The sequence below is a fragment of the Virgibacillus proomii genome (assembly GCF_900162615.1).
GTDB classification, from domain to species: Bacteria; Bacillota; Bacilli; order Bacillales; family Amphibacillaceae; genus Virgibacillus; species Virgibacillus proomii.
This window is the reverse complement of record NZ_FUFN01000010.1, coordinates 979218-992275: the sequence shown is the minus strand read 5'-3', so window position 1 is coordinate 992275 and position 13058 is coordinate 979218. Positions and strand designations below refer to the sequence as shown.

General features: G+C 38.8%; 9 protein-coding genes. 1 reads left to right on the top strand and 8 read right to left on the bottom strand.

The window, feature by feature from the left end; all coding sequences use genetic code 11:
- Positions 1 to 116: 116 nt before the first annotated feature.
- The gene (gene gdhA / locus BN1066_RS12385; RefSeq protein WP_077319802.1) at positions 117 to 1499 is read right to left on the bottom strand and encodes an NADP-specific glutamate dehydrogenase; all 1383 of its coding nucleotides are present in this window, start codon (positions 1497 to 1499) and stop codon (positions 117 to 119) included.
- Between the two features lie 171 nt (positions 1500 to 1670).
- On the opposite strand from gdhA, the gene gltC reads away from it, so the two are divergent.
- Entirely contained in the window at positions 1671 to 2576 is a 906-nt protein-coding gene (gene gltC / locus BN1066_RS12380; RefSeq protein ID WP_077319801.1) for a glutamate biosynthesis transcriptional regulator GltC, read from the top strand.
- A 77-nt stretch (positions 2577 to 2653) separates the two neighbouring features.
- Here gltC and BN1066_RS12375 read toward each other — a convergent pair whose 3' ends face one another.
- The 7 genes from BN1066_RS12375 to hutU all read right to left on the bottom strand — a co-directional run bounded on the left by BN1066_RS12375 (position 2654) and on the right by hutU (position 12620).
- Positions 2654 to 4243: a long-chain-fatty-acid--CoA ligase gene (locus BN1066_RS12375; RefSeq protein ID WP_077319800.1), complete on the bottom strand. Its 1590-nt coding sequence runs from the start codon at positions 4241 to 4243 to the stop codon at positions 2654 to 2656.
- Positions 4244 to 4270: 27 nt separating this feature from the next.
- A complete protein-coding gene (locus BN1066_RS12370) occupies positions 4271 to 5254 on the bottom strand; it encodes an NAD(P)H-dependent flavin oxidoreductase (protein ID WP_077319799.1) in 984 nt (327 codons plus the stop codon).
- A 689-nt stretch (positions 5255 to 5943) separates the two neighbouring features.
- A complete protein-coding gene (gene hutH / locus BN1066_RS12365) occupies positions 5944 to 7425 on the bottom strand; it encodes a histidine ammonia-lyase (protein WP_077319798.1) in 1482 nt (493 codons plus the stop codon).
- A gap of 414 nt (positions 7426 to 7839) precedes the next feature.
- Positions 7840 to 8274: a histidine utilization transcription antiterminator HutP gene (gene hutP / locus BN1066_RS12360; protein WP_077319797.1), complete on the bottom strand. Its 435-nt coding sequence runs from the start codon at positions 8272 to 8274 to the stop codon at positions 7840 to 7842.
- Positions 8275 to 8503: 229 nt separating this feature from the next.
- Positions 8504 to 9802: an imidazolonepropionase gene (gene hutI / locus BN1066_RS12355; protein ID WP_077319796.1), complete on the bottom strand. Its 1299-nt coding sequence runs from the start codon at positions 9800 to 9802 to the stop codon at positions 8504 to 8506.
- 30 nt (positions 9803 to 9832) lie between these two features.
- Positions 9833 to 10789 carry a formimidoylglutamase gene (hutG, locus tag BN1066_RS12350; protein WP_077319795.1) on the bottom strand — a complete coding sequence of 319 codons (957 nt, stop codon included), beginning with the start codon at positions 10787 to 10789 and terminating at the stop codon, positions 9833 to 9835.
- Positions 10790 to 10961: 172 nt separating this feature from the next.
- Positions 10962 to 12620 (bottom strand): urocanate hydratase, encoded by a 1659-nt coding sequence (gene hutU, locus BN1066_RS12345; RefSeq protein ID WP_077319794.1) that lies wholly within the window; start codon positions 12618 to 12620, stop codon positions 10962 to 10964.
- Positions 12621 to 13058 lie beyond the last annotated feature (438 nt).

Genomic DNA, 13058 nt, shown 5'->3' with positions numbered 1-13058 from the left:
CTTGAACCAATCGGGCCATTTAGGTGCCGTTTTCTCCCGCTTTGACTCTTTGCACGAACTCAGGACTTGAAGTGAGAAACTTACGGCACCTTAATGCGGGATAAAAAATCTCAAGCTTAAATAATGCCCTGAGCAATCATCGCATCTGCGACTTTTATAAATCCAGCGATATTTGCACCAAGTACTAGATTTCCAGGTTGACCATAATCTTCTGCTGCTTTGGTAGAAGTAGTGTAGATATTATTCATAATCTCATACAGCTTACTATCTACCTCTTCAAAGGACCAAGCTAAACGCGCGCTATTTTGTGCCATCTCTAAAGCAGAGACAGCTACTCCTCCAGCGTTTACGGCCTTTGCCGGAGCAAATAAAATATTATTTTCCAAGAAAATCTCAATAGCTTCTAGAGTTGTAGGCATGTTTGCACCTTCACCAACAGCCTTAACACCATTCGCAACAAGGAGCCTTGCTGCACTGTCATCTATTTCGTTCTGAGTAGCGCAAGGTAATGCAATATCACATGGTATTTCCCAGATGCCGGAGCAGCCTTCTTTAAACATAGCATGAGGGTGCTCTTTGATGTATTCTCTAATTCTCCCTTGTTCTTCTTCTTTTAAACGTTTAACAGTCTCCAAATAGATACCATTTTCATCATAGATATATCCGTCCGAGTCACTGCAGGCAATAACATTCGCGCCTAATTCCACCATTTTTTCCATTGCATAAATCGATACATTTCCTGAACCTGATACAATCACTTTACAGCCATCTAAGCTTAATCCGTTGTCTTTGAACATGGCATCCATAAAATAAGCAGTTCCATAGCCTGTTGCTTCTTTACGAGCTAAGCTGCCGCCATATCCAATTCCTTTTCCTGTTAAGACTCCTGCTTCATAGGCTCCACGCAACTTTTTATACTGACCAAACATATAGCCTATTTCCTTAGCACCAACACCGATATCACCAGCTGGCACATCTAGGTCTGGACCAATATGTTTGCTAAGTTCTGTCATGAAACTCTGCGTAAAGCGCATAATTTCCATTTCCGATTTCCCTTTTGGGTCAAAATCCGCTCCACCTTTTGCTCCGCCAATTGGTTGACCGGTTAAGGAATTCTTAAATGTTTGCTCAAAGCCCAAAAATTTAATAATGCTCTCATTTACAGTTGGATGGAATCTTATACCACCTTTATATGGGCCAAGTGCACTACTAAACTGCACACGATAGCCACGATTTACCCGTACCTTTCCTTTATCATCCACCCAAGGAACACGAAATGTAATCGTTCTTTCCGGCTCTACCATGCGTTCAAGAATTGCTTGTTGCATATAATTTGGATGCTTGGCTAAAACAGGTATAAGAGAATCAAACACTTCTTTTACTGCTTGTTGAAACTCTACCTGATCAGGATTACGCTTCTTAACCATTTCATATACTTCATCTACATAATCCTTTGCCTGTTGCAGATAGCTAAACTCCATTTTTTCAACAGTTTTCATTTTTCGTCATCCCTTTTGTGTCATTTAAATAATGAAAATATTTAGCGAACAATTAAAATTTAGTGGATTTCCTATTAAAGAATATTTTATAATTAAACAAAGTATCGAATCAATATAAAGAAACGATAGAATTAATGCGTTAAACGCATGATTAGGAAAGGAGAGGGGAAAATGGAGATTCGCCAAATACGTTATTTTATGGAAGTTGCTACAAGAGAACACGTTACAGAGGCCGCAAATGCACTGCATGTTGCCCAATCCTCTGTTAGTAGACAAATTGCCAATTTAGAAAATGAATTAGGTGCTGATTTATTTATCCGAGAAAGCAGAAGGGTTAAATTAACACCGATAGGAAAAATCTTCTTTGAACGAATGAAGCAAGCAATGAACGTTATTGATGACGCAACAAGAGAAGTGGAAGAATACTTAGATCCGAAAAAGGGAACGATTCGAATTGCATATCCTATCAGTCTGGCTTCCCACACGATGCCCACTGCCATTCACGCATTCCGTATTTATTATCCTGAAGCAAAATTTCAATTAAAACAAGCACTCTATCCAGATTTAATCCAAGGAGTAATTAATGGCGATTTCAATTTGGCATTATTAGGTCCATTACCTAAGGCAGACGAAAAATTTAGACGAAAAATTCTATTCACGGAAAATATGGTAGCACTTTTACCGCTTCATCATCCACTAGCTAACAAGCCTTCTATTGGGCTTAGGGAATTAAAGGATGATCCGTTTATCATGCTTCCAGAGGGGTTTGTGTTAAGAGAGATTGTAGAAAAAGCCTGTGCTTCACATGGATTTACTCCGAAGGTTGGTTTTGAAGGAGATGATACAGATGCACTAAAAGGATTAGTTTCAGCTGGACTGGGGATTGCCTTGATGCCGGAAGTTACAGTGATCGATAATGTTCCCCGTTCCACTGTAAACGTACCACTGTCAGACAATACCATCACTCGCACTGTTGGAGTAATCACACCTACACATCGTAAGCTATTACCCACCGAAGAAATATTTCATCAATTTTTACTGGATTTCTTTTCTAGATTAAATCATTTTAGCGACTAAGAAAATAAGCCTCCCATTAGCATGAACGGAAGGCTTAGCAACTTTAAAAATCATTCATTTATGATACCTTCTAAACATTAGTTAACACGTTTTTCACTATCCCAATACATCTTCCTTAAACGAAACTTTTGCAATTTCCCTGTAGCAGTCTTCGGAAGTTCCCCAACAAATTTAACTGCCTTTGGCGCTTTAAAATGCGCCATATTCGCCCGGCAGAACGCTATAATTTCCGATTCTGTTACCGTACTTTCCGGCTTTAAAACAATAATCGCTAACGGTACCTCCCCCCATCTATCATCGGGAATTGCTATAACAGCCGTCTCCAAAACTGCCGAATGTTTATATAACACCCCTTCTATTTCTGTTGAAGATATGTTTTCTCCTCCGGAAATAATGATATCCTTTGCTCGATCACGAATTTCAATATAGCCGTCTGGATGAGTAACTGCTAAGTCTCCTGTGTGGAACCACCCATCCTTCATTGCAGCTTTCGTTTGCTCTTCATCTTTATAATATCCTTTCATTACGACATTACCTCGAGTTACAATTTCCCCAAGTTCTTCGCCATTCCAAGCTACCTCTTGACCATCCTGACCAATAACCTTTGTTTCCCCATTAAAAGCAAGTTCAATTCCTTGTCTCGCTTTTAATGTTGCTTGTTCTTCCTGTGATAGTTGATCAAAATCCGATTTCCATTCATTATAAAGAATAAATGGTGAGGTTTCGGTAAGTCCATAAATATGGATAATATCCAGACCCAGCAGCTCTTGAGCCTTTTGAATTACTGCCGCTGACGGAGGTGATCCAGCAGTCGCCATCCTGGATTTAACCTTAATGTTTGTTTCATTTACTTTCGGGTCATTCACTAGCATATTAATGACTATTGGTGCTCCACATAAAAGTGAAATATGATGTCGTTCAAATAAATTTAATATGACTTTTGGATCTACTTTCCGCAAACAAACATGAACTCCACCAACAGCAGTAATCGCCCAAACACCTCCCCACCCATTTACATGAAACAATGGAAGTGTATGTAGATAAACATCTTCATGATGGACACGCAAATGAAACATAAAATCTGCCGCATTTAAATAATTACTGCGATGTGTTTGCATAACGCCTTTAGGTTTTGATGTTGTTCCACTTGTGTAATTAATTGTTATAAGCTGATTTTCATTTATTTCCATTATTGAAAATGGAGCAGGCTCGACATGCTTGATAAAGTTTTCATAATCAATTCCTTGAATCTTGCTTTCATAACCCGGAACCGCTACAATAACTATTTCCTCCAGATTTAAATTAGCAGTAATCTCTTCAATGGAAGGTGTAAATGCCGCATCAACAATTAGTAGTTTTGCATCACTATGATTAATAATGTATTCCATATCAGCTGATGAAATACGATAATTCATTGGAACCATTACCGCGCCCATCTGACAGATTCCATAAAAGCATTCCAGCATATAATGCGTATTAGGAAGCATAACTGCTACATGATCCCCTTTTCTAATTCCTGCTTTCATTAATGCTCTTGATAGTCGATCAACTCTTTCTCCAAATTGCTTATACGTAAATGTTTTTTCTTCATCGATAACTGCCGTTTTGTTCGGATAATATTTCATTGCCCGACGTTTCCAATCTATTGGTGTAAGTGGATAATGCATACCATCTGCCCCTTTGTTTGTTCAATATTAATTATTTGAAAAAGCATGCTGTTGTTTTACTATTTTCATCTGAGCACGCTGATACGCTTCCTCTAGTTCAGCAACGATCTCCTCTATTGATTGCACATGAGTAATAGGTCCAATTCCTTGTCCCGCTCCCCAAATATCCTTCCAAGCCTTCACTTCTGTATTTAATTTATTAAAATCAATTTCTTGCTTTTTCTCTAAGTTTGTTGGGTCTAACCCGGCTTTTACAATACTGGGAATTAAATAATTTGCATGTATTCCGCTAAAAGCATCTGTATAAATAATATCTTTAATAGAAGAATCAATAATCGTCTGTTTATACTCTTTTGAGGCTGAACTCTCCATGGACGGGATAAATCTCGTACCCATATAAACAAAATCCGTCCCTAGGATTTCAGCTGCTAAAATATCCTCCCCTTTTGACATACCCCCAGCTAAAATAAGTGGTCCGGAAAAGAAAGACCGTACTTCGTGAACAAACGAAATCGGGTTTAATATTCCTGCATGTCCGCCAGCACCACTGGCCACCAATACTAACCCGTCTGTTCCTTTTTCAATTGCTTTTTTAGCAAATTTAATATCAATAACATCAGAAAATACGATGCCGCCATATTCATGGGCTATCTTTACCACAGGACTAGGATCGCCTAAAGATGTAATGACGATTGGCGGCTTATATTTTTCAATTAGTTTTAAATCCTCCGTATAGCGCTTGTTAGAGCGATGAGTAATAAAATTTATTCCCCATGGAGCAAGCTGCTTATTGGGATTTTCTCTTTTTATTTTCTCTAGCTCTGCATTGATTTGTGCCATCCATTCTTCTAATACTTCTCCTGTTCTTGCATTTAATGCCGGGAATGTTCCAATGATTCCAGAGGAACAGGCTGCTGTAACCATTTTTGGATTAGAAATTAAAAACATTGGTGCCATAATTACAGGTAAACGCATCGTTTCTTTCATTTTTTGCACAGCTTCATTTGACATTTACAATGCTCCTTTATACATTAAGTTAGATAAAGTAAAACTTCAGTCCGTGGAACACGGAATGTTAGTACCTTAAAAGTATGACCTGAAGGCCCTTGAACCGATCGGACATTTAGGTACCGTTTTCTCACACTTCTCCATGTTCCTTTAACTCTTATTGGGAGAAACTTACGGCACCTTACATGCGGGATAAATAAATAGAAACTTCTCTCCTTCTCAACTCTTAACTATTCTGTTTTCACAAAGACAATAAGGTTAATGAATTGAGATTTCCCATCCTCCTCTAAAAAAAGATGTTGCCAACATTGCTGTCAGTAAGTTCTCCTTCGACTAGTATTATGGTCTGACCCTTACTATCAACTTATACTGGGGATTAGAAAAACTAGGCTTGTCGCCAAGTCTTTATGGCGAAAGCTTCGTTTCTCTTATACTATAAAAGCCTTAAGTTTTATACTTTCTTATAGTGTAAGAAACGAAGCGCCTTATATAGCGAGCGTTTTCAATAATATGATTATCGATTTAAATTTACCAGTTTTACATATTAAACCCCTAGTATAATTACTGACAATTCTAATAATTACTTTTGTAATTGTCAAGTTTCATCAAGTGAAATATAGATCTTTTTGAAATACGTTTTCATATGGATTAATTCGTTTTTATTGATCAACCGAATAAATTTAAATGGGCATTTAATAGTTACTTAAATACGTTGAGACTTGTTGAATATCTTTTGAGAAGACTCTATCTGTTGTAATACTTGGTACGATTTCACGGAACTCCATCCATTTCTTTTTTAGCATTGGTGACATTTTATCTATCCCTCTATATTCCACAGCCTGTAGGGCACATATACATTCGATAGCTAGAACATACCTTGTATTTTGGATAATCAAATGTGCATGTCTTGCACCAACGGTACCCATACTTACATGGTCTTCCTGATTTCCGGAAGAAGGTATAGAATCAACACTTGCGGGGTGGGCGAGTGTCTTATTTTCTGATACAAGGGATGCCGCTGCATATTGCATAATCATAGCACCAGATTGTAACCCTGGTTCCGGACTTAAGAATGGGGGTAAATCATTTAATTGTGGATTTACTAGTCTTTCCACTCTACGTTCCGAAATATTTGCAAGTTCTGCCATTCCAATTTTCAAAAAATCCATTGCAAAAGCAATTGGCTCTCCATGAAAATTACCACTAGATATAATCAAATCTCCGTCTTGCAAGATTAACGGGTTATCTGTTGCTGCATTAGCCTCTATCTCTAACTTTTCTTTAACATAATCGAGCACTTGCCAGATAGCTCCGTGTACTTGTGGGATACAGCGTAGCGCATATGCGTCTTGTACCCGTTTTTCTCCTTGACGTGTAACCAATTGACTCCCTTCTAACCATTCTATCATCCGTTTTGCTACAGCCATTTGCTGTGGGTATCCTCTTGCTTCATGAACTGCAGGATGAAGTGCATCAATAATTCCTTCAAGCCCCTCCATCGTCATTGATGCAATCCATTCACTGTCATAGGCAAGCCTTTCTGCTTCTAAATAACCGATAACCCCTACAGCACCCATAGCCTGTGTTCCGTTTATTAAAGCGAGCCCTTCCTTAGCTTGTAATTCAATTGACTTTATCCCCTTTTCGTTGAAAACTTTTTCTGTATCTATATGTTCCCCTGATGGCCCGAACACCTTTCCTTCCCCTACCATTACTAATGCTAAATGAGCTAATGGAGCTAAATCACCTGATGCTCCTAAAGATCCTTGCTGAGGGATAACAGGATGAACCTGTTTATTAATCAATTCCAATAACAGTTCTATAAGTTCTGGACGAACACCTGAATACCCTTTAATAAGGGTATTCAGCCGTAACAGCAGCATTGCTCTTGAGATCAACTCCGAAAATGGCTCTCCTACACCACATGCGTGTGAACGAATAAGATGAAGCTGAAGTTCTGCGACATTTTCATTATTGATGATAACATCACTAAACTTGCCAAAACCTGTATTTATTCCATAGATGGTTTGTTTATCTGAAACAATTCCTTCTACAGCGGCTCTGCTCTTTCTGACACGATTCATACTTTGTTGAGAAATAGTTAGCCCTTCTTTTTTTAGACAAACTCTAGCAATTTGTTGCATCGTTAAAGAAGCTCCTGTTAATTCAACCATAAGTCTCCCCCTTACCATTGTAATTTATCGTTTAGAAAAACTTGGCTTGTCGCCAGTCTTTAGCGAAAGCTGTAGTTTTTCTTATACGATAAAGTGAAACTTCATTCCGTGGAATGCTTTTTACACGGAATGTTAGTACCTTAAAGGTATGACCTAAAGGCCCTTGAACCAATCGGGCATTTAGGTGCCGTTTTCTCCCACTTTGACCCTTTGCACGAACTCAGGACTTGAAGTGGGAAACTTACGGCACCTTACATGCGGGATAAATCCTAAAAGTTTTATACTTTCCATAGTGTAAAAAATAACCGGCATATAAAAACTAATATTGTTACCTGAACATATAAAAAGGAGGCAATAATGGCATGCAAAATAGCCATCATCACCTCCTATTGACTAATATCGATAGGTAATGTTTTAAATATGATTGACGCCTAAACCTATAGCTTCATGTTCCAGTCCCTTTATCGGAGCTCCAATTGTTCCATAAAATGCAACCGCTAACCATTCACCTTCTGCTTCATTAGAATAAGGGTTTCCACGTATGACAGCAAAGCGAAGCCCTACTGTACGCATCATGTCACCAATTGCCCACTGTCCTCTCATCACGCCTTCAAGCGCTTCCAAAATGGCGTGATAAAGTGCATGAGTTTCTCGATAAATCTCTTCGTTAATCAACCCACTGCGCTTTACAGCAGTTTCTACAGCTGAAATAACCTTTTGCATATCCATTGACCCAACCTTTCCCTCACATATTTGTACCTCTTGAAATAGTTTAGGGAAAGCTACACGCTCCTGTTCGTTAAGCATAGCAAATAACATAGCGATCTTACCTATCCGCCTTTTTGTCATTGTTTCAGCCCCTACTCCGCATTCATTTTCTAATAAACTAATAACTAATTGTAGTATACGTATATGAAAGCATCTTCGTCAATCTACAAATGAACTACAGGATACAATCACACCATATATATACAGCTTGACTAATTTCATTATTCTTAGTAAAACAATACCCGATCATACGTAATTTATATTTGTTTTTTGAAGCATTGCGAACTCTTTTCTATTTCATCAATCTATTTTAGACTTTACTTTTGCTTTGTTCCTCTACTAGTTGTCTATTTTTTACAACTACACAACCATTTTTAATCACTGTATCTACATGATTCATACCATATTGATAGGATAAAATTAAATAGTTAGGAACATTAAATATGGTAATATCTGCTTTTTTCCCGACTTCCAGACTACCAACTTCTTGAGCGCAATCAATGGCATGCGCAGCATTTATCGTTGTAGCTATTAAGACTTCTTCCGGTGTCATTCCCATGTTTAAACAGCCTAAATTCATAATAAATGGTAATGACAGCGTCGGGGACGAACCTGGATTTGCATCGGTTGACAATGCAACAGCAACACCATTATCGATCATTTTCCGTGCTTGAGCATATTCAGCCATAAGGAAAAATGCAGTTCCCGGAAGTAAAACACCAATCACCTCTTTATCTGCCATCTGTTTGATTCCTTTCTCTGATGCCTTTAACAGATGATCTGCAGAAATAGCATTAACCTCAGCTGCAATTTCAGCCCCACCATATGACTCAATTTCATCAGCATGAATTTTAGGAAGCAGTCCATGTTTTTTGCCTGCTTCCAAAATACGTTTGGATTGCTCTGGTGTAAAGACCCCTCGTTCACAAAAAACATCGTTAAATTTAGCAAGTTTTCGCTTGGCTACTTCAGGAAGCATTTCATGAATTACCTTATCGATAAAAACTTCAGGGTCATCTTTGTCCGATACAGGGATTGCATGTGCTCCCATAAACGTCGACACGATGTCTACTGCATGATCTTCATGTAATTTTTTTGCTACTTCTAATTGTTTTATTTCATGCTCAGTCGTCAGTCCATAACCACTTTTCGCTTCGATTGTAGTTACCCCATGCAATAAAAATGTATCCAGCCTTTGCCTTGATTCTTCATATAGTTGTGCAAATCCTGCCATTTGGGTCGCTCTTGTTGTCGCATGAATGCCGCCTCCAGCATTCATAATATCCATATACGTTTTTCCATTTAAGCGCATGGCATATTCATTCTCTCTTGTCCCTGCATGTACTAAATGTGTATGAGGATCAATTAAACCAGGTGTTACTATTTTATTAGTTGCATCAATCTCGGTTGCATTTTCAATCAGTTCAGGATAGTTTTTTTGTATTTCTGCAGTTTTTCCAACAGCCACTATTTTTCCATCATGCGAAAGTATGCTACCATCCTCCATAATACTTAACTCTCGCATAGCTGATCCTTTTGCCGGTCTTTTTGTATGTCCACGCATCGTAATTAACTGGGCTGCATGTTTGATAAATAATATATTCGTCATGTTTTTACGCTCCTTTATTTTTAGCATGAATCATAGCCATTGCTTACTAATTCCCTGCATCACTTCAGCAATTAAATAAGCGGCCAGCCTAACTGTCTTATCATTTTCGTCAAATTCAGGGTTTACCTCAGAAATATCAAAGCTAAGTAAATTCTGCTTGGCTGTTATAAAACGGATTAAATCACGAACTGTTTTTGGTTCCAATCCAAATGGGCTTGGAGCACTAACACCTGGTGCTGAAGAAGAGGCGAGCACATCCATACATATCGTTAACATCATATAATCATATTGCTTGGCAAATGAATCAATAACTTGATACGTTTTGTCATCCATTGTTACATTTTCAGCGAGAATATACGTACAACCATATTGGGCTGCGTCTTGAAAAAGTGCAGCTGTATTTCCCCATGGCTGAATACCTATACATAAGTAACCTGCCTGCTTATCATGTTCCAAAATTTGTCTAAACATCGTACCAGAAGAAGGAGGATCATCATCTCGCAAATCAAAATGAGCATCGATATTAATAATACCTAACTTAGCATCTTCCTTTATATACTCACGTACACCTAAATAATGACCAAATAAAGTTTCATGACCTCCTCCAACAATGACAGGAGCGCAATGTTTTTTTAGTAATTGGGCAATATAGTTTCCGAGTTCTACTTGTGCTGCTTCTAAATCCCGATTTATGCAATTTACATTACCAATATCTATGAATCCCAAATTATTCATGTGGTAAGGTAAGTTAGCTAACATCGAGCGAATTTTATCTGGAGCTTTTGCTGCACCTTGCCGTCCCTTATTTCGTCTAACCCCCTCATCCGAAGCAAAACCAATAAGAGAAAATTCCCTTTGTAGCTCATTGTATTCCTTCCATTCATCCATATTTTTTAGTTGGACAACTTGATGAAATCGAAAATTAGCTGGGTTCGTTTCATGATCTATCCTCCCTGACCATAATTGCTTTTTCGCTGGAGTATACATAATAAAACCACCTTATTTCTAATTATGATGTACTATCTAAAGCAAATGGCGTCCTTCTGCATACCGTGTTGAACTTTAACCTCATCTTTTTTATGCATCCTTATTCTTGCACAAATGGACATTTCATGTAACAGAACTATAGAAGCCTATGATTAACAAGCAAGTTAACATCCTATTCCATCATGGGAATATGAATCCCCTTCTTTTTTGCTGTTTCTACGGCAATTTCGTACCCGGCATCGACATGACGTGCAACTCCCATACCAGGGTCAGTAATCAAAACTCGATTTATTTTTTCTGCTGCTTCATTCGTTCCATCAGCAACAACCACTTGTCCGGCATGCTGGGAATATCCCATTCCTACACCGCCTCCGTGGTGAACACTTACCCAACTTGCTCCTCCTGCTGTATTGACAAGTGCATTTAATATCGGCCAATCCGAAACAGCATCACTGCCGTCCTTCATCCCTTCCGTTTCTCGATTTGGAGAAGCGACAGAGCCTGAATCAAGATGATCTCGACCGAAAACAATTGGAGCCTTAATAACTCCAGAAGCAACAAGTTTATTTACTGCCAACGCAAAACGGTGACGGTCACCATAGCCTAACCAGCAAATACGCGCAGGGAGTCCTTGCCACTTGATCATTTTTTGCGCCATATCAATCCAATTAACTAAAGATTCATCTGCTGCAAACATCTCTGTTACTAAACGGTCTGTTTGGTAAATGTCCTCCGGGTCTCCAGAAAGTGCTACCCATCGGAAAGGTCCCTTTCCTTCACAAAATAATGGACGTATATAGGCTGGTACAAAGCCAGGAAAATCAAAGGCATTGTCTACGCCCATTTCTTTCGCATAAGCCCGAATATTGTTACCATAATCAAAAACTTCCGCCCCAGCTGCTTGAAAATCGAGCATGGCTTGAACATGAATAGCCATAGCCGCTTTCGCTTTTTCCTCATAAGTTTTTGGGTCTGTTTTTCTCAATATAAGAGCCTCTTCAAAGCTCATTCCATTGGGAACGTAACCATTTAACGGGTCATGAGCACTTGTCTGATCTGTTACGATAGCAGGAATTATCCCTTTTTGATAAATAGCTGGATAAATATCTGCACAATTACCAACAAGCCCAATCGATACTGCTTCTTTTTTATGTTGAAATTCTCTAGCCAATTGCAATGCCTCATCCAAATCTGTAGCTAAATAATCACAATATCCTTCTGTTATTTTTCGCTCAATTCGCTTTTGTTCTACCTCAACTACAAGCGTTACTGCGCCAGCCATTTTTCCTGCTAACGGCTGTGCTCCACTCATGCCACCCATTCCGCCAGTTAAAATTAACCGGCCAGCTAAATCCGTAGTGCCGTATGCTTTCCTACCTGCCTCTACAAAACTTAAGTAGGTTCCTTGCAAAATACCTTGAGCGCCAATATATATCCAGCTTCCAGCTGTCATCTGCCCATACATCATTAAGCCTTCACTTTCCAGTTTGTAAAAGTGATCCCACTTCGCCCATGCCGGAACAATATTCGAATTTGCGATTAATACACGAGGCGCATGTTCATGTGTTTTAAAAACAGCTACTGGCTTACCTGATTGTACAATTAGCGTCTCATCATTTTCTAAATTTTTTAATGTCTCTATTATTTTATGAAAAGATTCCCAATTCCTTGCAGCTTTGCCAATTCCTCCATACACAACTAATTCATTTGGATTTTCTGCAACTTGCGGATCTAAATTATTCATCAGCATTCTCATGGCAGCTTCTTGTTGCCAGCCTTTACAGGTTAAGTTTGTACCTGTTGGTGCTTTGATCATTTGATTTGTTTTCATAAAAAAACTCCCCTCATAATAAAGTGAAACTTCATTCCGTGGAACGCTTTTTTACACGGAATGTTAGTTGAACGAATCGGGCATTTAGGTGCCGTTTCTTCCACCTGACCCTTTATACCAGCTCAGACTCTTAATATGGGAGACTTACGGCACCCTTACATGCGGGATAAAGTGAAACTTCATTCCGTGGAACCCTTTTTTACACGGAATGTTAGTACCTTAATGGTATGACCTAAAGGGCCTTGAACGAATCGGGCATTTAGTGCCGTTTTCTTCCACCTGACCCTTTATACCAGCTCAGACTCTTAATATGGGAGACTTACGGCACCCTTACATGCGGGATAAAGTGAAACTTCATTCCGTGGAACGCTTTTTTACACGGAATGTTAGTACCTTAATGGTATGACCTAAAGGCCCTTGAACGAATCGGGCATTTTG